Here is an 18,884-nt window from a genome sequence, read left to right on the forward strand (position 1 = left end):
AAGCCCGGGCAAATCGCCTCGTGGCCCGGGGCACCCGTTGGGTAGCCTGGCGGCATGCCCGCGACCTCACCCGCCCCGCTCACCGTCGGCTTCGACCTCGACATGACGCTGCTGGACACCCGGCCGGGTATCCGCGCCACCTACCTGGCGCTCTCCGCCGAGACCGGCACCCCCATCGACGCCGACCTGGTGGTCACCCGGCTCGGCCCGCCGCTGCTGGACGAGATCCGCAACTGGTTCCCGGAGCACGAGGTGGAGCGGGCCGTCACCCGCTACCGCGAGCTCTACCGCGACCACGCCTTCGCCCCGACCGTGGCCCTGCCCGGCGCCCACGCCGCCGTCGAGGCGGTCCGCGCCCACGGCGGCCGGGTCGCGGTGATCACCGGCAAGTACGAGCCGAACGCCCGCCTCCACCTGGAGCACGCCGGGCTGGCCGCGGACACCGTGATCGGCGACCTGTGGGCGGAGACCAAGGGCGACGCGCTGCGCGAGCACGGCGCGAGCGTCTACGTCGGCGACCACCTCGGCGACATCCGCGGGGCCCGGCACGCCGACGCCCTCGCGGTCTGCGTGCCCACCGGCCCGTACAGCGCGCGGGAACTCCACGAGGCGGGCGCGGACGTGGTGCTGGACGACCTCACCGGCTTCCCGGACTGGCTCGCCGGGCACCTCGCCGACCGCTAGGGCGGGCGACGGAGCAGGCCCGCGGGCCTCAGGAGCCGGAGGGCCTCAGGACTCGACCGGCTCGATCCGGCGGCGCTGGGCCCGCGCGTTCAGCAGCAGTCCGGTCAGCGCGGCCAGGAAGCCGGCCGGCATCAGCATGCTCAGCCAGTACGCGGCCGTCGGCAGCGGCGTCAGGTGCAGGAACAGCGGGACGAAGGTGACCAGGGTGGCGAGCGCGCCGAGACCGAAGACGATCACCCCGGCCTTGACGTACACGTCGCCGGGGTCGGCGCTCTGGCTGCTCACGTCTGCTCACTCCTACGGGCCGGTCGGAACTGCCCCCAGTCTGGCAGAGCGGCCGACAGGGAGGCCCACCGGAGCGGGCCGGTCACGTTGCGCAGTTTCCCGGCAGCTGAACGTTTTGATCCCTGTTGAGCGGGGGTATGCACGGGGTGCCGAGGGGCGCTACAGGTGCGCCCCGCGTCCTCAGACCCGGGGGTGTGAGCCGATGGACCGCGCGGAGCCGCGCCCCGGCCGTGCCAGTGCCGGGTCGCCCGTGACCGCGAGATCCCGTTCCCGCCGCCCCCACCGGGCCTCGGAACGCGGGTCCCTCGCGGAACGCGGATGAGGCAGTGACGGACGGTTAGTCTGCTCCTGACCGCGTGCCGGCCACGAGCGCCCACGGGCGCCGAGCCGAGGTCGGCCGCCTTTCCCCACCACCCAGTGATCCCCGGCCAGGGCCGGGATCCCTCACACCCATTCGAGGACTGTTCGAGATGCCCACCGGCCAGGTCAAGTGGTTCAACGAGACGAAGGGCTTCGGCTTCCTGTCGCGCGACGACGGCGGGGACGTCTTCGTCCACACCAAGGCGCTGCCCGACGGTGTCACGTCGCTGAAGCCGGGTCAGCGGGTCGAGTTCGGCGTGGTCGCCGGCCACCGCGGGGACCAGGCGATGGCCGTGCAGCTGCTGGACGCACTGCCCTCGGTGGCCGCCGCCCAGCGGCGGAGCGCCGACGACATGGCGCCGATCGTCCAGGACCTGATCACCACGCTGGACGCGGTGCTGCCCGGCCTCCAGCGCGGGCGCTACCCCGCCAAGCCCACCGGCCAGAAGCTGGCCGGCCTGCTGCGCGCGGTGGCCGACAACTTCGACGTCTGACGGGGAGCCGGACAGCCCTGGAGCCGGGCCGCCCTGAAGTCGGAACGCTCTAGAACGCCAGCGCACCCGGGTCGAGCGGGGGCACCAGCCCCTCCGCGGCGGCCCGGGTGAGCAGCGCGCGGACGGCCGCGTAGCCCTCCTCGCCGAGGTCCTCGGTGAACTCGGTGACGTACAGCCCGATGTGCTGCTCGGCGACGTCCAGGTCCATCTCCTGGGCGTGCGCCAGCACGTACCCGCGGCTCGCGGCCGGGTCCGCCCAGGCCTGTCGGACGGAGGAGCGGATCGCGTCGGCGATCTCCCGCAGCCGCTCGGCGCCGAGCGAGCGCCGGGCGACGATCGCGCCCAGCGGGATCGGCAGGCCGGTCTCCCGCTCCCAGGCCTCGCCCATGTCGGCCAGGCTGTGCAGGCCGTACTGCTGGTACGTGAAGCGGGCCTCGTGGATGACCAGGCCGGCGTCCACCCGGCCGTCCCGGACGGCGGGCATGATCTCGTGGAACGGCAGGACGACGATCTCGCCGAAGCCGCCCGGCACCGCCTTCGCCGCCCAGAGCCGGAACAGCAGGTAGGCGGTGGAGCGCTCGGAGGGCACCGCGACGGTCTTCCCGGCCAGGTCGGCGGGGGAGTCCACGCCCGGCAGGGTGAGCACCAGCGGGCCGCAGCCGCGGCCCAGCGCGCCGCCGCAGGGCAGCAGGGCGTACTGCTCCAGGACCCAGGGCAGCGCGCCGTAGCTGATCTTCAGCACGTCCAGCTCGCCGCGCTCGGCCTGCCCGTTGGTGATGTCGATGTCGGCGAAGGTCACCTCGGGGGCGTCCGCCCCGGGCACCAGGCCGTGCGCCCAGGCGTGGAAGACGAAGGTGTCGTTCGGGCAGGGCGAGTACGCGATGCTCAGCCGTTCAGCCACGGCCGGCCTCCTCAATCGATTCGTGGTGCGGATGCCAGCTCGTGGACGGGCAGGGCGGCGAAGGCCCGTTCCAGCGCGCCCAGGGCCTCGCCGATCCGCCAGGCGGCCCGGTCGCGCGGGCCCACCGGGTTGGACACGGTGCGCAGTTCGAGGGCCGGCACGCCGTACCGGGCGGCGGCCTCGGCCACGCCGAAGCCCTCCATCGCCTCGGCGACGGCGCCCGGGTGGCGGGCGGCCAGCGCGGCGGCGCGCTCGGCGCTGCCGGTGACGGTGGAGACGGTCAGCACCGGGCCGGTCACGGCGTCCAGCGCCCGCGCGGCCAGCGCGACGGCGGCCGGCGGCGGGGTGTGCCGGACGGTGCCGAAGCCCAGCTCGGTGACGTCGGCGAAGCCCTCGGGGGTCTCGGCGCCGAGGTCCGCGGCCACGATCGCGTCGGCCAGCACGGTGACGCCGACCGGGGCGAGCGGGGCGAAGCCGCCGGCGATCCCGGCCGAGACGGCCAGGGCGTACGGGTGGGCCGCCAGCGCGGTGGCGGCGGCGGCCGCGGCGGCGGCCGGGCCGACCCCGGCGGCCAGCACGTCCACCGGCACCGCCAGGGCCCGGTGCAGCGTGCCGCCGGGCAGCGGCAGCGCGGCGGACCCGCCGGGCAGGCCGCGCAGCACCGCCTCGGCCTCGGCGGCGACCGCGACGACGACGAGCAGCCGGGCCCCCGCGGGGTCCGACCGCTCGCCCCGGCCGTCGGCGACGGCGTGCGCGGTCATCGCGGGACCGTCAGCTGTCCTGGGTGTTCAGCTGGAAGTACCAGACGGCGATCGGGGCCTCCTGGTTCGGGTCGCCCTCGACCACGGTCACCACGGTCTTGCCGCTGGAGTTCAGCAGCTTGCCCGCGGCCTGGGCGCCGGACCAGGTCTGGCCCTTGGCGGCCGAGAACAGGCTGTAGCGCCCGCCCTGGTTGGCGGAGCCGCCGTTGGTGAAGGCCCACCAGCCCGTGTCGGCCACGTTCGGCGAGACGCCGACGCCGACCCGGTCGCTGCCCACGACGTCCGAGGAGGGCAGCGAGCCGTCCTTCAGCGCCTTGGTCGCGTCCTCCTGGCACTGCTGCTGCTGGTCCTCGGTGAGCGGGCTGCCGCCGTTCCAGCACAGCGGCTGCGCGACGACCGAGGAGTTGCCCACCGTGAGCGTGGCCTGGTGGGAGATGTGCTCGGTCTGGCCGGCGGCGATGGCGACGGAGGTGCCCACCGTGGCGGCGCCGACCACGACGACGGCGCCGAGGGCGGCGATGGCACGGGAATTGAGGCTCATGCGTCAGAATCTACCGGGCCGGGCCGATCACGCGACGCGGGGGTAGGCACCGCGTGTTGCCGCACCGCCCCGTTCAGGCCACCCGGGGGGTCGCCGGGTGCCGCCGCAGGCCCACCCGGAAGAGCGAGCGGAGCGTCCACAGCAGCGCCAGGCCGACCACCCCGGCGGCGATCGACAGGCCCAGCTCACCGTTCAGCGGCAGCAGGATGCCGACCGCGCCGCCGGCCACCCAGGACACCTGCATCAGGGTCTCCGACCGGGCGAACGCCGAGGTCCGCACCGCCTCCGGGACGTCCCGCTGGATCAGCGCGTCCAGCGCCAGCTTGCCCAGCGAGGCCGCCATCCCGGCCACCCCGGCGACCAGAACCACCGTCACCACGCCGTACCAGAGCGCGGCCGCCGCCGTCACGCAGGTCGCCAGCAGCAGCATCGCGGCGACCGTCGCCTCCGGGCCCCGGGTGCGCAGCCAGGAGCCGAGCACCGAGCCCAGCGCGTTGCCCGTCCCGGCCGCCAGTGCCACCAGGCCCAGCGCCACCGTCGGCCGCAGCCCGCCGATCGGCTCCTCCCGCAGCAGGAAGGCCAGGAACATCACCAGGAAGCCGACCAGCCACTTCATCGCCGACATCGCCCGCAGCGCCAGGATCACCGAGGGGCCGACCGTGCGCAGCGAGGCCTTGACCGGCGGCGGCCGGTGGTGGATCAGGTGCGAGCCCTCGCCGTGCACCTCGGCGTGCAGGACGGCCCGCTGCTCGCCCTTGGCGGAGTCCACCGTGGGCGGCAGGTGGAAGGCCATCAGGGTGCCGACGACGAACACCAGGAAGGCGCCGCGCAGCGGCCAGCCGGGCCCGATCAGGTGCAGCAGCCCGCCCACCGCGGCGGCCACGCCGGTGGCCAGCAGCCCGGCCAGGGTGACCCGGGAGTTCGCCTTCACCAGGGACAGCCGGCTCGGCAGCAGCCGGGGCACCACCACGCTGCGCACCACCCCGTACGCCTTGGACGCGACCAGCACGCCGAGCGCCTCCGGGTAGAGCGCGATGCCGCCGCCGGCGATCACCCCGGCCATCGTCCAGGCCAGCACGGCGCGGGCCAGCATGGCCATCGCCATGGCCGCCCGGCGGCCGTGCGGGAGGCGGTCCAGCAGCGGGCCGACCACCGGGGCCAGGAGGGCGAACGGGGCCATCGTGATCAGCAGGTAGAGCGCGACCCGGCCGCGGGCCTCGCCGGTGGGCACCGAGAAGAAGATGGTGGACGCCAGCGCGATGGTGATCAGCATGTCGCCGAAGGAGTTGAGCGCGTGCAGCTCGATCAGCTTGGCGAGGCCGGACTCGCCCGCGCCCTCGGCGGCGGTGGCCCGGCGGATCCGCCGGCCGGTGCCGTGCACCACCTTGCCGGTGCGGGAGCCGGCGGCGGAGGCGGTGCGGACCAGGAAGTGCCGGCGGGGCTCGGGGACCTCGTCCCCGAACTCGTCCTCGTCCCCGTGCCCGTCCGGCTGCCGCGCGGTCCGGTCGGGGGCTCCCGGCGTCTCCGGGGCCTCGTTCCCGGGCCGGTCAGGGGGGCCGGCGGGCGCCTCGGGGCCGTCCGCCGGCTGCGGTTCGTCCGCGCCGGGGACCGGGGGCTGCTGTCGCGGCACGGCGTCCGCCTGGTCGGGGCTGCCGGCCTGCGGGGCGCGCAGTGCGTGCTGCGACGGGTCGTGGTCCGCCACAAGCCCATCCTGCCCCAGAAACGCCGAGCCGACGCGGGACCGGACTCCGCTCGGCGCGGCCCCGGAGCGGCCGTGTCCGCCCCGGACTGTGCCGGGGCACCGGCCGACGGGTAGCCTGCCCAAGGTCGACCCGCCGGAGCGCCGGGGCGCCGGCAGGCCGGTCGAGCGGCGCGGCCGGTACCCGAGGGGGCTCCCGGTCGCGCAGAATGGACGAGGGACACCGAGCCGCGACGGAACAGGCAACACGCCGTGGGCGACAGAAGAACTGGGAGAGAATCGACGCCGTGAGTGCTGCGATGCGAAGCCGTACCCCCGACCGGCTCTGTGCCGAGGCCGTCGAACTCGCCCGCCAGGCCGCCGAGGAGGCCGTCGGTGCGGAGGCCGTCGGGCCGCACCTGGGCGTCCAGGCCGACGCCGACCGCGTCGTCACCCACACCTTCGAGTGCCTGGACGCGGCCTACCGCGGCTGGCACTGGGCGGTCACCGTCGCCCGCGCCCCGCGCGCCAAGAACGTGACCCTGGACGAGGTCGTGCTGCTGCCGGGCGCCGACGCGGTGCTCGCCCCCGAGTGGGTGCCGTGGAGCGACCGGCTGCGCCCCGGCGACATGGGCCCGGGCGACCTGCTGCCCACCGGCGCCGACGACCTGCGGCTGGAGCCCGGCTGGACCGGCGAGGACGAGCCGGCGCCGAACTCCGCGGTCGCCCTGGTGGACGACGAGGACCTGGTCGTCACCGACCCGCACGTCCAGCCCGCTCCGGCCCGCGCCCGGATCAACGCCGTCGCCGAGGAGCTGGGCCTCGGCCGCAGCCGGGTGCTCTCCCGGCTCGGCCTGCACCTGGCCGCCGAGCGCTGGGAGAAGTCCCACGGCCCGCAGACCCCGATGGCGCAGGCCGCCCCGGCCTCGTGCGCGAGCTGCGGCTTCCTGGTGCCGATCGGCGGCTCGCTCGGGCAGGCCTTCGGCGTGTGCGGCAACGAGTTCGGCCCGGCCGACGGCCAGATCGTCTCCTTCGCGTACGGCTGCGGCGGGCACTCCGAGGCGGCCGTCATCCCGGCTCCGCCGGCGCCGTCCGAGCTGATCCTGGACGAGCTGGTGGTCGAGCCGCTGCCGCTGCACCCGGACCGCGCCTCCGGCTCCGTCGAGCCCGACGGCCCGGCCGAGGAGCTCGGCCACTCCTGAGCCCCGGGCCTTCCCTCGGGTCTGTCTTCCGCGGCCCGCACTGGTCACCGACCGGTGCGGGCCGCGGTGCTGTCCGGACGGTTCCGCGCGGCTCCGGGCGGGTGGCGGGGGCGCCGTCGGCGCCGGCCCGGGGCCGACGCCGGCGGGGTCCGTGGTCGGGAGCAGTCGGTGGGGCAGGGAAGAATGCCCTACGACGAACAGGGCAGCGGAAGGTGGCAGGTCCAGTGGAACCTCGGATCATCGGCAGCGGCACGGACGAGCACCTCGCGGACCCCTTCGGGAGCGCCGCGCTGCGCCGGCGGGTGCTGGACGCCTGGGCCGCCTCGCCGTCCCGGTTCCGGGAGGACGCCAACGCCGAGGAGGAGCTGGCGCTCGGCGGCTACCGGGACCGCCTGGTGGTCGAGTTGGCGCAGAACGCGGCCGACGCCGCGGTCCGGGCCGGCCACGGCCCCGGCCGGCTGCGGCTGACCCTCGCCGACGGCGTGCTCGCCGCCGCCAACACCGGCGCCCCGCTGGACGCGGCCGCCGTCGAGTCGCTGTCCACCCTGCGCGCCTCCTCCAAGCGCGGCGAGGCGCCCGCCGTGGGCCGGTTCGGGGTCGGCTTCGCCGCCGTCCTCGCGGTCACCGACGAGCCCGCCGTGCTGGGCGCCGGCGGCGGGGTGCGCTGGTCGCTCGGGGAGGCCCGGTCGCTGGCCGGGGCCCAGCCCGAGCTGGCCGAGGAGCTGCGCCGCCGGGACGGCCACGTGCCGCTGCTGCGGCTGCCGTTCGCGGCCGAGGGCACCGCCCCGGAGGGCTATGACACGGTGGTCGTGCTGCCGCTGCGGGACGCGGCCGCCGAGGACCTGACCCGCCGTCTGCTGGCCGGGATCGACGACGCGCTGCTGCTCACCCTGCCCGGCCTGCACGAGGTCGTGGTGGAGACCCCGGACGGCGTCCGGACGCTCACCCGGGACGCCGCCGAGACCCGCCCGGACGGGGTCACCGAGGTCACCGTCACCGACGACGCGGACGGCCGGCCGCGGCGGACGGTCTGGCAGACCGCCGGCGCCTCCGGCACGCTCGCCGCCGAGCTGCTGGCCGACCGGCCCACCGAGGAGCGCGCCCGCCCGTACTGGACGGTGACCTGGGCCGTCCCGGTCGGCGAGGACGGCGCCCCGCAGCGGCCCCGGATCGCCTCCGTGCTGCACGCGCCCACCCCCAGCGACGAGCCGGTCGGCCTGCCCGCGCTGCTGATCGCCTCCTACCCGCTGGACTCCACCCGCCGGCACGTCGCCCCCGGCCCGCTGGCCGACTTCCTCACCGAGCGGGCCGCCGACAGCTACGCCGAGCTGCTGCGCGCCCGTGGCGCCGACCTCGGCTCGCTCGGCCTCGTCCCGGCCCCGCTCGGCCAGGGCGCGCTGGACAACGCGCTGCGCGCCGGGGTGCTCTCCCGGCTGCCCGACACGCCGTTCCTGCCGCACCCGGCGCCGGTCGAGGAGGGCACGCCCGCGCTGCGGCCCCGGGACGCGACGCTGCTGGAGGGCGCGGACGGCTCGGTGGTCGAGGCGCTCTCGCCGATCTTCCCCGGGCTGCTGCCGGCCGGCCTGGAGCGCCGTGCCGAGCTGCGGGTGCTGAACGTGCGCCGGGTGCCGCTGGCCGAGGTGGTGGACCAGCTCGGCGGCCTGGACCGCGAGCCCGCGTGGTGGCGCAACCTGTACGCGGCGCTCGGCGCGGCCGACCCGGAGGCGCTCGGCGCGCTGCCCGTCCCGCTCGCCGACGGGCGGACGGTCACCGGGCCGCGGCGCGTCCTGCTGCCCTCCGAGGACGCCGACTGGGCGGCCTTCCCCGGCTACCCCGGGTCGCTCGCGGGCGCGCTCGCCGCGCTCGACCTGCGGCTGGCCCACCCCGAGGCCGCCCACCCGCTGCTGGCCAGGCTCGGCGCCGGCACCGCCACCCCGGCCGGGGTGCTGGACACCCCCGAGGCGCGGGCCGCCGTCGCCCGTTCCTACGAGCTGGCCGAGGACGACCTCGACGCGGCGCTCGAACTCGCCGACGCCGTCCTGGCGTTGGTGAAGGCCGCCGCCCCGGAGCCGGGCGCCCACCCCTGGCTGGCCCGGCTGGCGCTGCTCGACGACGAGGGCGAGCCCGCCCGGGCCGGCGAACTCGTGCTGCCCGGAAGCCCGTTCGCCGCGCTCGCCCGCGAGGAGGACGCCGGCTGGGTGGACGACGAGCTGCTGGAGCGCTGGGGGTCCGAGGTGCTCGCCGCGGTCGGCGTGCTGGCCGACTTCGTGTTGGTGCGCGCCGAGGACGTGGTGCTCGACCCGGACGACCTGGAGCGGCTCGACCCGACCGTCCCCGCCGACCGCGCGGCCGGCGGCCACCCCACCGGCCTGCTGGACGAGGCGCCGGACGGGCTCGCCGAGTGGGCCGAGGACGCGCTGGAGGCGCTGCAGGCCGACGAGGCGGTCGGCGTCCCGCCGGTCGCCGCCGAGCTGCTGGCCGTGCGCGACCTCGACCTGGTGGACGACGACGCCTGGCCGGAGGCGCTCGCCGCGCTGGCCCGCCCGCCGTACCGGGAGGCCGTGGTCGGCCCGGTGCGCACCCTGCTGCCGGACGGCTCGTACGCCGACCTGCCGCCGTACACCGCCTGGTGGCTGCGCGACCACCCGGTGCTGGCGGGCCGTGAGCCGGCCGGCCTGCGCGCCGCCGGGGCCGACCCGCTGCTGCGCGGCCTGTACGACGAGGCCCGCACCACCCTGGACGAGCAGTTCCTGCACGCGCTCGGGGTGCGCACCACGCTGGCCGCGCTGCTCGCCGAGCCGCACGGGCCGGACGAGGTGCTGGACCGGATGACCGACCCGGACGCCGAGGTCGGCCACCGCCAGCTGCACGGCATCCACACCGCGCTGGCCCGGGTGGACCGCGAGCGGATCGAGCCGCTGGACGTGGTGCGGGCGCTGCCGCCGATGGACCCGGACACCGGGCGCCGGCCGGCCCACACCGTGGTGGTGGACGCCACCGAGGCGGTCGTCGCCGACGCCCCCGACCTGGTCCAGCTGCTGCACCCGTACCCGCTGCTGCCGGTCGCCCCGGCGCTGGCCGCCGACCTCGCCGAGCGGCTGCACGTGTCGCTGGCCAGCGAGGTGGCGGGCGGCCGGGTGCTGTCCGAGGGCGTGCTGCACCGGGTCCCGGCGGTGGTGCGGGAGCTGCTGCCCGGCTGCCCGGTCGCCTACGAGGAGCACGAGGAGCTGCTGGTCGTCGGGCCGGAGGGCGGCGAGGCGGCGGTGGACTGGCGCTGGGACACCGGGGCGGACACCCCGGAGCCGCCGTACGACCCGGAGCTGGCCGAGGCCGGCGACGAGGACGACGAGTTCGAGGTCCCGCCGGTGCCCGGCCTGCTGCACGCGGCGACCCCGGAGGGCCTCGCCGCCGGGCTGGCCTGGTCGGTCGGGCAGTGGCACCGCCGCTTCGAGGTGCTGGCCGCGCTCAGCGAGCCCGACCGCGCCTACGAGCTCTCGGCCGCCCGGGACTTCGAGGGCTGAGCCCCGCGGCGCGCACCGGTCGGCCGGTCGGTGCGCGCCCGCAGCCGCCGGTAGACGGCGGTGGTGGCGGTCAGCCAGACCGCGCCGAGCGTCACCAGCGCGGCGGTCCGCAGCGCGGGCGTGGGCCGGACGGTCAGCCCGACGCCCGCCATCGCCAGGGCGGCCAGTCCGGCCGCCGCCAAGCCGCCCAGGAAGGCGATGAACGCCTCCAGGTCCCCACCCCTGCGTGCCATTCGGCACCCCCTTCCGGGGTCATCATCGGGTGTGCGCGGGGGGCTTGTCACGCGGTGGCGCGGCCGGCCGGCGGCTCCGTCACTCCATGCCGCGGCGCTTCATCACGCGCCAGGCGATCTCCAGGGCGATGCCGCAGACCACCGCGACGGCGACGCCCGTCAGCGGGTCGCGGTAGCCGACCAGGGAGAGGTCGAAGAACGACTTCAGCGGGGGCACCAGCAGGACCAGGGCGAACGCGCCGCCCATGGCGCCGATCAGCAGCAGCCGCCACCAGTTGTACGGGCGGGCGACGATGGCGAGGACCCAGATGGCGATCAGGAAGAGCGTCAGGGTGGCCACGCTGGTGTCGGCCTTGAGGTCGGTCGCGTGGTCGGTGCGGGCGAGCGTGTAGGCGACGAAGGTGCCGGTGCCGGCGATGGCGCCGCCGGGGACCGCCAGCCGCAGCACGCGCTTCACGAAGCCGGTGCGGGCCCGCTCGTTGTTGGGGGCGAGGGCGAGGAAGAAGGCCGGGATGCCGATGGTCAGCGAGGACAGCACGGTGGAGTGCCGGGGCAGGAACGGGTACGGCGAGTGGGTGAAGATCACCAGGAGCGCCAGCAGGACCGAGTAGACGGTCTTCACCAGGAAGAGTGAGGCGACCCGCTCGATGTTGCCGATCACCCGGCGGCCCTCGGCCACCACCGACGGCAGCGAGGCGAAGGAGTCGTTCAGCAGCACGATCTGGGCGACCGCCTTGGTGGCGTCGGAGCCGGTGCCCATCGCCACGCCGATGTCGGCGTCCTTGAGCGCGAGCACGTCGTTGACGCCGTCTCCGGTCATCGCCACGGTGTGGCCGCGGGACTGCAGCGCCCCGACCAGTTGGCGCTTCTGCTGGGGGGTGACCCGGCCGAAGACGCTGGTCCGGTCGGCGGTCTCGGCGAGCTGCTCCGGGTCGGTGGGCAGGGAGCGGGCGTCCAGCGGGTGGTCGGCGCCGGGCAGGCCCAGGTGGCCGGCCACCGCGCCGACCGAGACCGCCGAGTCGCCGGAGATGACCTTGGCCCGGACCCGCTGGCCCTCGAAGTAGCGCAGGGTCTCGGCGGCGTCCGAGCGCAGCCGCTGCTGGAGCACCACCAGGGCGAGCGGGGTGAGGCCGGCCGCCGGGTCGGGGGAGTCCAGCGGGACGGGGGTGCGGCCCAGCAGCAGCACCCGCAGGCCCTGGGCGCCCAGTTCGTCCACTTCGGCCAGGGCCGGGTGCCCGGCGGGCAGCAGCACGTCGGGCGCGCCGAGCAGCCAGCTGGCCTCGCCGCCCTGCGGCTCCAGCAGCTGCACGCCGCTCCACTTGCGGGCGGAGGAGAAGGGCATCGCCTCGATCACCCGCCAGCCGTTCCGGCCGGAGGCGGCGCCGTCGTCGCCGCGCCCGTACGCGTCGATGACCGCCTGCATGGACGGGTTGGGGCGGGCGTCGGCGCCGGCCATCACGGCCAGCGCGTGCTGGACGGTGTCCTTGTCGACGGCGGCGGGCTCCCCGTCGGAGAGCACCCGCAGGTCGACCACGTCCATGCCGCCCTCGGTGAGGGTGCCGGTCTTGTCCAGGCAGACGGTGTCCACCCGGGCCAGGCCCTCGATCGCCGGGAGCTCCTGGACCAGGCACTGCTTGCGGCCGAGCCGGACCACGCCGATCGCGAAGGCGACCGAGGTAAGCAGCACCAGGCCCTCGGGGACCATCGGCACGATGCCGGCCACCATGCGCCGGACGGCCTCGCGCCAGTCCCGGCCCTCGACGGCCAGCTGGCTGATGATCAGGCCGAGGGCGGTGGGGATCAACAGGTAGGTGATGATCCGCAGGATGCTGTCGATGCCGGTGCGCAGCTCCGACTTCACCAGGGTGAACTTGCTGGCCTCCTCGGCGAGCTGGGCCGCGTAGGCCTCGCGGCCGACCTTGGTGGCGGTGAACGCGCCGGCGCCGGCCACCACGAAGCTGCCGGACATCACCTGGTCGCCGGGCTGCTTGAGGACCGGGTCGGGTTCGCCGGTGAGCAGCGACTCGTCGATCTCCAGGCCGTCCGCCTCGGTGACCTCGCCGTCCACGATCACCTTGTCGCCGATGCCGAGCAGCACGGTGTCGTCGAGGACGATCTCGGAGACGCCGACCTGCCGGGCGGTGCCGTCCCGGCGGACCTGCGGGCGGGCCTCGCCGATCAGGGCCAGGCTGTCCAGGGTCTTCTTGGCGCGCAGCTCCTGGATGATGCCGATCGCCGTGTTGGCCACGATGACCAGGCCGAACAGGCCGTCCTGGATCGGACCGACGATCAGGATGATCCCGAACATCACGCCGATGATCGCGTTGAAGCGGGTGAAGACGTTGGCGCGGACGATCTCCCGGGTGGACCGGCTGGACCGTACGGGGACGTCGTTGACCTGGCCCCGGGCGACCCGTTCGGCGACCTCGGCGGTGGTCAGGCCGCCGCGTCGGCCGGGCAGCAGGCCGAGGGGGTGGGCTCCGTCCGGGCGGTCTCCGTCGGCCGGCTGCTCTTCCGCCGGCTGGGCAGGCTGCGTCATGGCACCGACTCTACGGGCGCCTTATGTCCGGTGCGTGCTACTAAAGGACTATTCAGTCCGACCGGGTGGCCGGGTCCTGGCCGTCGTCGCCGGTCGTCCGTTCGGCCGTGTGTGCGGCCGCCTCGGCAGCTTCGGCGGCGCGGCCGCGGGCGATCGCGTCCCGCCGGGCGCGGCAGTACCAGAGGCCGATCAGGCCGAGCAGGCCGCCGGAGAGGCAGATCCACGGCCAGGTGCCGTGGCCGTGCGCCGAGAGGCTGCCCTGGAAGGGGAGCAGGGCGAGGAAGGCGATGAACCACAGCACCGTGCCGCCGCCGACGATGGCGACGTCGTTGGCCTCCAGCGGAGGGGGCGAGGGGTGCAGTGGCGTCTTGGGCATGGGGCCTAGCGTACGGTGCGGTGGGGCGGCTGCGCGGGTGCCGTGACCCCGCGCGGGCTCTACGCGCGAAGATAGCGCGTGTGCGATCGGGAAACGATACTTGAGGCCCTGCGCCCGGCCACCGTCGCCCCGGGCGTTCCCACCCCCTCCTCAGCTCCCCCACAGAGGACGCACGCATGCCTGTGGTCCAGCCGACCACCGAGTCGCCCGAACCCGCCGACGCCGCGCCGCAGCCCCCCACGAGCGCCGTCGACCGCTTCTTCCGGATCAGCGAGCGGGGCTCCACCCTGCCGCGCGAGATCCGCGGCGGTGTCGCCACCTTCTTCACCATGGCGTACATCCTGGTGCTGAACCCGATCATCCTGGCCAGCGGCACGGACGTCACCGGGGCTCACCTGAACAGCGCCCAGCTGGTCACCGCCACCGCCCTCACCGCGGGTCTCACCACCCTGCTGATGGGCGTCATCGGCAACGTCCCGATCGGCCTGGCCGCCGGACTCGGGGTCAACACGATCGTGGCGCTCCAGCTCGCCCCCAAGATGACCTGGCCGGACGCCATGGGCATGGTCGTGCTGGCCGGTTTCGCGATCATGCTGCTGGTCGCCACCGGGCTGCGCGAGCGGGTCATGAACGCCGTCCCGCTCGGCCTGCGCAAGGCCATCGCGATCGGTATCGGCCTGTTCATCAGCCTGGTCGGCCTGGTCGACTCCGGCTTCGTCAGCCGCATCCCGGACGCCGCCCACACCACCGTCCCGCTCCAGCTCGGCGGCAACGGGCACCTGCTCGGCTTCCCGGTGCTGATCTTCGTGATCGGCCTGGTGCTCACCCTGGTCCTGCTGATCCGCAAGGTGCCCGGCGCCATCCTGATCAGCATCGCGGTCTCCACCGCGCTCGCCGCGGTCATCGACAAGGTGGCCGACGTCCCGGCGCTCAAGTGGGGCCTCACCGTCCCGACCTGGCCGGGCAACCCGGTCTCCGCGCCGGACTTCGGCCTGGTCGGCAAGGTCAGCCTGTTCGGCGGCTTCGAGAAGGTCGGCGTGCTGACCGGCCTGCTGTTCGTCTTCACCGTGCTGATGTCCTGCTTCTTCGACGCGATGGGCACCATCCTCGGCGTGGCCGACGAGGCCCACCTGCTGGACGAGAAGGGCGACCTGCCCGGCATCAACAAGGTCCTGATGGTCGACGGCATCGCCACCGCGGCCGGCGGTGCCACCTCGGCCTCCGCCAACACCTGCTTCGTCGAGTCCACCGCCGGCGTCGGCGAGGGCGCCCGGACCGGCTTCGCCTCGATCGTCACCGGCCTGCTCTTCGTGGTGGCGCTCTTCCTCACCCCGCTCGCCACCATGGTCCCGGCCCAGGCCGCCACCCCGGCCCTGATCACCGTCGGCTTCCTGATCCTGGCCAACTCGATCAAGGAGATCGACTGGGCCGACTACACGATCGCGATCCCGGCCTTCCTGACCATCGTGATGATGCCGTTCACCTACAGCATCACCAACGGCATCGGCATGGGCTTCATCGCCTTCTGCGTGCTGCGCCTGGCCGCCGGCCGCGGCCGCGAGGTCCCCGTCCCCATGTACGCGGTGGCGTCGGTCTTCGCCTTCTACTACCTGATGCCGGCCTTCGGCCTGCTCTGACGGCCCCGCCGGTTCTCCGACGGCCCCGTCCTCCCGCTCGGGAGGGCGGGGCCGTCGGCGTTCCCGGGGCTCGGCGGTCAGTGGACGCAGAACTCGTTGCCCTCGGGATCCTGCATGACCGTCCAGGCGCCGCCGGGCTCGTCGACGTGGCGGAGGGTGGTGGCGCCGAGGGCGGTGAGGCGGGCGACGGTGGCCTCGCGCTCGCCCGGGCCGGGGTGGACGTCGAGGTGCAGGCGGTTCTTGCCCTGCTGGGCCTCGGGGACGGCCTGGAACAGGACGCGGCGGCCGAGGCCGGTGTCCGAGGCCGGGTCGAACGGGTCCTCGGGGTGGCGGACGGCGGCCAGGGAGCGCCAGGCCGGGTGGCCGTCCACCTCGGTGAGGGCCTCCGGGCCGACCGCGCCGGCGGCGAGCAGCCGGGTGATCAGCGCGCCGTGGTCCTCCGGTGTGTACTCCAGGGCGGCGGCCCAGAAGGCGGCCTGGCGGTGCGGGTCGGCGCAGTCGATGACGAGCTTCCAGTGCAGCGGCATGTAACCGTTTCTACCGGTTACCCGGGGGTCGGGCAATGGCCGGCCGTCAGAAGTTGTCAAAAAGGCGCCCGTGTAGGCCAGTTGGCGGTGGGAATACTGGCTGGACGGAGAAGGGGGAGGGGACTCGACCGATGGTGCAACAGGATCCGCCGGGGGGCGTCGAGGCGCAGCTGCTGCCGGAGCTGTTCTGGACGACGGACAAGGCCTCGCTGGACGGCCAGCGGGAGACGCTGCGCTGGTACCGCGGCCTGATCGCGATGCTGGTGGTCGCCGCCGTGATCGGGTCGTTCCCCGACCCGGACGACAAGAACGCCCTCGACATCTGGCCGCTGTTCTCGGTCGCCGCCTTCCTGGTGGCCGGCTACTTCTGGTCCCGGCTGCGCCGCGGCAACCCGCAGGGCCGCTGGTACCAGGCCCGGGCGGCGGCCGAGTCGGTCAAGACGCTGGCCTGGAAGTACACCGTCCGGGCCCGGCCGTTCGACGGCGCGGCCGAGTCCGAGGACACCGACCGCGGCTACCTGCTCCAGGTCGAGGACGTGCTGCGGGCCTTCGAGGACCCGGAGATCGTGCCGCCCGGCAGCGTCGCCGAGATCACCCCGGAGATGCGCCGGCAGCGCGCCGAGAGCCTGACCGCCCGGCGCACGCTCTACCTGCGCACCCGGGTCGAGGGCCAGCGCACCTGGTACCGCTCCCGGGCCGAGGCCTGCGACTCGCAGGCGGTCTCCTGGGGGCTCGGCGTCGCGGTGCTGATCATCGTCGGTGCTGCGGCGGCCATCGCCCAGGCCACCGGCGCGCTGCCGGTGCACGTCTTCGGCGCCACCTCGGCCGCGGCCGCGGCGATCATCGCCTGGACGCAGCTCAAGCAGCTCGGCCCGCTGGCCGCCGCCTACCAACTGGCCGCGCGGGAGCTGGAGAACGTCGGCAACCAGCTGTCCGACCTCGACCTCAAGGCGCCGGACGCCGAGGCCCGTTGGGCCCGGCTGGCCGCCGAGGCGGAGGACGCGGTCTCCCGGGAGCACACCACCTGGCGGGCCCGCCGGGCGTTCCCGCGCTGAGCCGGGCTCGCGGGACGGACGGGGGGCGGGAGCGGCGCAGAGTACTCGACCGGAGCGGGGACTTGGGGAGATCCGGCGAAACGCGGGGTGCGGGTGTGCGGGGTGCGTGAGAGTAGGGCGCCCAGGTGCGGACCGTAATCGTTACGTGTCCATGCCCTGGTTTCATCGCCTGCGCGCGACCCCAGTTCCCGCCGGAGGCCCTCCTTGCGCATTCTCCTGATCGCCAGCGCGTTCAACAGCCTGACCCAGCGCGTCCACACCGGGCTGCGCGAGCGCGGCCACCAGGTCGCCGTCCAACTCGCCCTCGGTGACGAGCAGATGAGGGCGGCGGTGGTCCGCACCGACCCCGAGCTGATCATCTGTCCGATGCTCACCAAGGCCGTCCCGCAGGACATCTGGTCGACCCGGACCGTCCTGATCGTCCACCCGGGGCCCAAGGGCGACCGCGGCCCCTCCTCGCTCGACTGGGCGATCACCGAGGGGGCCGAGCGCTGGGGCGTCACCGTGCTGCAGGCCGTCGAGGAGATGGACGCCGGCGACATCTGGGCGTCCGTCGAGTTCCCCGTCCCGGCCTGCGGCAAGAGCGAGTTGTACCGGGGCGAGCTCGCCGACGCCGCCGTCGAGGCCGTCCTGCTGGCCGTCCAGCGGTACGAGGGCGGGCTGTTCACCCCCGAACCGCTGGACTACGCCCGGCCGGACGTGCACGGCGAACCGCGGCCCCCGCTGCGCCAGGAGGCCCGCCGGATCGACTGGGAGCGGGACGACACCGCCACCGTGCTGCGCAGGCTGCGCGCCGCCGACTCCCAGCCCGGCGTGCTGGACGAGCTGTACGGACGGGAGTTCTTCCTGCACGGCGGCCACCCCGAGGACGAGCTGCGCGGCCCGGTGCCGGGCGCCGTGCTGGCCACCCGGGACGGCGCCATCTGCCGGGCCACCGTGGACGGCGCGGTGTGGATACCGCAGCTGCGCCCGCGCCGCACCCCCGGCGGGCCGGCCACCTTCAAGCTGCCGGCCGCCACGGTGCTCGCCGACGAGCTGTACCGGGTCCGCGAGGTGCCGGTGAGCCCGGAACGGGCGAGCGGCCGGGACACCTGGTCGGAGCTGCGCTACCACGAGGAGGGCGAGGTCGGGTTCCTCGAATTCGCCTACGCGGGCGGGGCGATGAGCACCGACCAGTGCCGCCGGCTGCTCGCCGCCTACCGGGAGGCGGCCGAGCGGCCGACCTCGGTGCTGGTGCTCGGCGCGCCCCGGGACTTCTTCTCCAACGGCATCCACCTCAACGTCATCCAGGGCGCGGCCTTCCCGGCGCTGGAGTCCTGGGAGAACATCAACGCGATGGACGACGTCGTCGAGGCGGTGCTGACCACGACGGACAAGGTGACGGTGGCGGCCCTGGCCGGGAACGCGGCGGCCGGCGGGCTGATGGCGGCGCTCGCCGCCGACGAGGTGTGGTGCCGGGACTCGGCGGTGCTCAACCCGCACTACCGGCTGATGGGCCTGTACGGCTCCGAGTACTGGACGTACACCCTGCCCCGCCGGGTCGGCGCCGAGCAGGCCGGGCGGCTCACCGCCGAGGCGCTGCCGGTCGGCGCGGACCACGCCCGCCGGATCGGTCTGGTGGACCGTACGGTCGGCGGGGACGCGGCCGGGTTCCGCCGCTGGGTGGCCCGGGAGGCGGCCCGGATCGCCGCCTCGCCGGAGCTCACCGGGCGGCTGGTGGACAAGAAGCGCCGCCGCGCGGCCGACGAGGAGGCCAAGCCGCTGGCCGAGTACCGGGCGGAGGAACTGCGCCGGATGCACGCCGACTTCTACCGGGCGGGCGAGCCGTACCACGCGCTGCGGCGGGACTTCGTGCACAAGGTCTGCCCGGTGGCCACGCCGGAGCACGTGGCGGGGCTGCTCGGGCGGCCGGCTCAGTCGTAGGCGGACCGCGTAGCGGTACGCGGCCTGTGCGGTCGTAACGGCCCACGCGGGCACAGGGGTTCGCGCGGTCGTGGCGGGTCACGCGTCGTACGGGGAGGGCAGGAGCGGGACGGGCGGCGCCCGGCCGGGGTGGGGGGCCCGGCCGGACGCCCGCTCGGGCCCCGCTC

General features: G+C 75.2%; 16 protein-coding genes. 7 read left to right on the forward strand and 9 right to left on the reverse strand.

The window, feature by feature from the left end:
• The first annotated feature begins 54 nt into the window (after positions 1-54).
• Positions 55-684, forward strand: a complete 630-nt coding sequence (locus AMK13_RS33740; RefSeq protein WP_049658472.1) for an HAD family hydrolase — start codon at positions 55-57, stop codon at positions 682-684.
• A 45-nt stretch (positions 685-729) separates the two neighbouring features.
• On the opposite strand, the gene AMK13_RS33745 is transcribed toward AMK13_RS33740, so the two are convergent.
• On the reverse strand, positions 730-969 hold the full coding sequence (locus AMK13_RS33745; RefSeq protein ID WP_049658468.1) for a hypothetical protein: 240 nt from the start codon (positions 967-969) through the stop codon (positions 730-732).
• Between the two features lie 470 nt (positions 970-1,439).
• Between AMK13_RS33745 and AMK13_RS46165 the strand changes: the two genes are divergently transcribed.
• Complete coding sequence (locus tag AMK13_RS46165) at positions 1,440-1,823, forward strand: cold-shock protein (RefSeq protein WP_049658465.1); 384 nt, start codon at positions 1,440-1,442, stop codon at positions 1,821-1,823.
• Between the two features lie 49 nt (positions 1,824-1,872).
• Here the strand turns inward: AMK13_RS46165 and AMK13_RS33755 are convergent, their stop codons facing one another.
• The 4 genes from AMK13_RS33755 to AMK13_RS33770 all read right to left on the reverse strand — a co-directional run bounded on the left by AMK13_RS33755 (position 1,873) and on the right by AMK13_RS33770 (position 5,452).
• A complete protein-coding gene (locus tag AMK13_RS33755) occupies positions 1,873-2,724 on the reverse strand; it encodes a 1,4-dihydroxy-6-naphthoate synthase (RefSeq protein ID WP_079272738.1) in 852 nt (283 codons plus the stop codon).
• Positions 2,725-2,735: 11 nt separating this feature from the next.
• A complete protein-coding gene (locus tag AMK13_RS33760) occupies positions 2,736-3,485 on the reverse strand; it encodes a futalosine hydrolase (protein ID WP_074005465.1) in 750 nt (249 codons plus the stop codon).
• Between the two features lie 10 nt (positions 3,486-3,495).
• Positions 3,496-4,026, reverse strand: coding sequence for a hypothetical protein (locus AMK13_RS43140; RefSeq protein ID WP_049659504.1), 531 nt, complete (start codon positions 4,024-4,026; stop codon positions 3,496-3,498).
• Positions 4,027-4,099: 73 nt separating this feature from the next.
• Complete coding sequence (locus AMK13_RS33770) at positions 4,100-5,452, reverse strand: MFS transporter (RefSeq protein WP_049659510.1); 1,353 nt, start codon at positions 5,450-5,452, stop codon at positions 4,100-4,102.
• Between the two features lie 572 nt (positions 5,453-6,024).
• On the opposite strand from AMK13_RS33770, the gene AMK13_RS33775 reads away from it, so the two are divergent.
• Both AMK13_RS33775 and AMK13_RS33780 read left to right on the forward strand, forming a co-directional pair.
• A complete protein-coding gene (locus tag AMK13_RS33775) occupies positions 6,025-6,906 on the forward strand; it encodes a DUF3027 domain-containing protein (protein ID WP_049659506.1) in 882 nt (293 codons plus the stop codon).
• Between the two features lie 224 nt (positions 6,907-7,130).
• Positions 7,131-10,427 carry a sacsin N-terminal ATP-binding-like domain-containing protein gene (locus tag AMK13_RS33780; RefSeq protein WP_079272739.1) on the forward strand — a complete coding sequence of 1,099 codons (3,297 nt, stop codon included), beginning with the start codon at positions 7,131-7,133 and terminating at the stop codon, positions 10,425-10,427.
• Here AMK13_RS33780 and AMK13_RS33785 read toward each other — a convergent pair.
• The 3 genes from AMK13_RS33785 to AMK13_RS33795 all read right to left on the reverse strand — a co-directional run bounded on the left by AMK13_RS33785 (position 10,391) and on the right by AMK13_RS33795 (position 13,575).
• Positions 10,391-10,660: a hypothetical protein gene (locus AMK13_RS33785; RefSeq protein WP_049655012.1), complete on the reverse strand. Its 270-nt coding sequence runs from the start codon at positions 10,658-10,660 to the stop codon at positions 10,391-10,393. The two genes, AMK13_RS33780 and AMK13_RS33785, sit on opposite strands and share 37 nt — an antisense overlap.
• Before the next feature lie 79 nt (positions 10,661-10,739).
• Positions 10,740-13,199: an HAD-IC family P-type ATPase gene (locus tag AMK13_RS33790; RefSeq protein WP_049655015.1), complete on the reverse strand. Its 2,460-nt coding sequence runs from the start codon at positions 13,197-13,199 to the stop codon at positions 10,740-10,742.
• Positions 13,200-13,251: 52 nt separating this feature from the next.
• Positions 13,252-13,575: a DUF2530 domain-containing protein gene (locus AMK13_RS33795; RefSeq protein ID WP_074005466.1), complete on the reverse strand. Its 324-nt coding sequence runs from the start codon at positions 13,573-13,575 to the stop codon at positions 13,252-13,254.
• A 176-nt stretch (positions 13,576-13,751) separates the two neighbouring features.
• Here AMK13_RS33795 and AMK13_RS33800 point away from each other — a divergent pair, with 176 nt between their 5' ends.
• Positions 13,752-15,212: an NCS2 family permease gene (locus AMK13_RS33800; RefSeq protein WP_049655021.1), complete on the forward strand. Its 1,461-nt coding sequence runs from the start codon at positions 13,752-13,754 to the stop codon at positions 15,210-15,212.
• 77 nt (positions 15,213-15,289) lie between these two features.
• On the opposite strand, the gene AMK13_RS33805 is transcribed toward AMK13_RS33800, so the two are convergent.
• The gene (locus tag AMK13_RS33805; RefSeq protein ID WP_074005467.1) at positions 15,290-15,739 is read right to left on the reverse strand and encodes a VOC family protein; all 450 of its coding nucleotides are present in this window, start codon (positions 15,737-15,739) and stop codon (positions 15,290-15,292) included.
• A gap of 131 nt (positions 15,740-15,870) precedes the next feature.
• Between AMK13_RS33805 and AMK13_RS33810 the strand changes: the two genes are divergently transcribed.
• Positions 15,871-16,794 carry a DUF4231 domain-containing protein gene (locus tag AMK13_RS33810; RefSeq protein ID WP_049655027.1) on the forward strand — a complete coding sequence of 308 codons (924 nt, stop codon included), beginning with the start codon at positions 15,871-15,873 and terminating at the stop codon, positions 16,792-16,794.
• A gap of 204 nt (positions 16,795-16,998) precedes the next feature.
• Complete coding sequence (locus tag AMK13_RS33815) at positions 16,999-18,717, forward strand: hydrogenase maturation protein (protein ID WP_074005468.1); 1,719 nt, start codon at positions 16,999-17,001, stop codon at positions 18,715-18,717.
• The last annotated feature ends 167 nt before the right edge of the window (positions 18,718-18,884 follow it).

Source organism: Streptomyces sp. CB02056 (assembly GCF_001905545.1).
In the GTDB taxonomy this organism is placed as follows: Bacteria; Actinomycetota; Actinomycetes; order Streptomycetales; family Streptomycetaceae; genus Kitasatospora.

Bases quoted from the DNA above. Each gene is read 5' to 3' on its own strand.
- AMK13_RS33785 (WP_049655012.1), bottom strand. From the start codon at position 10,660: ATGGCACGCAGGGGTGGGGACCTGGAGGCGTTCATCGCCTTCCTGGGC.
- AMK13_RS33740 (WP_049658472.1), top strand. From the start codon at position 55: ATGCCCGCGACCTCACCCGCCCCGCTCACCGTCGGCTTCGACCTCGAC.
- AMK13_RS33790 (WP_049655015.1), bottom strand. From the start codon at position 13,199: ATGACGCAGCCTGCCCAGCCGGCGGAAGAGCAGCCGGCCGACGGAGAC.
- AMK13_RS33800 (WP_049655021.1), top strand. From the start codon at position 13,752: ATGCCTGTGGTCCAGCCGACCACCGAGTCGCCCGAACCCGCCGACGCC.
- AMK13_RS43140 (WP_049659504.1), bottom strand. From the start codon at position 4,026: ATGAGCCTCAATTCCCGTGCCATCGCCGCCCTCGGCGCCGTCGTCGTG.
- AMK13_RS33805 (WP_074005467.1), bottom strand. From the start codon at position 15,739: ATGCCGCTGCACTGGAAGCTCGTCATCGACTGCGCCGACCCGCACCGC.
- AMK13_RS33795 (WP_074005466.1), bottom strand. From the start codon at position 13,575: ATGCCCAAGACGCCACTGCACCCCTCGCCCCCTCCGCTGGAGGCCAAC.
- AMK13_RS46165 (WP_049658465.1), top strand. From the start codon at position 1,440: ATGCCCACCGGCCAGGTCAAGTGGTTCAACGAGACGAAGGGCTTCGGC.
- AMK13_RS33760 (WP_074005465.1), bottom strand. From the start codon at position 3,485: ATGACCGCGCACGCCGTCGCCGACGGCCGGGGCGAGCGGTCGGACCCC.
- AMK13_RS33775 (WP_049659506.1), top strand. From the start codon at position 6,025: ATGCGAAGCCGTACCCCCGACCGGCTCTGTGCCGAGGCCGTCGAACTC.
- AMK13_RS33810 (WP_049655027.1), top strand. From the start codon at position 15,871: ATGGTGCAACAGGATCCGCCGGGGGGCGTCGAGGCGCAGCTGCTGCCG.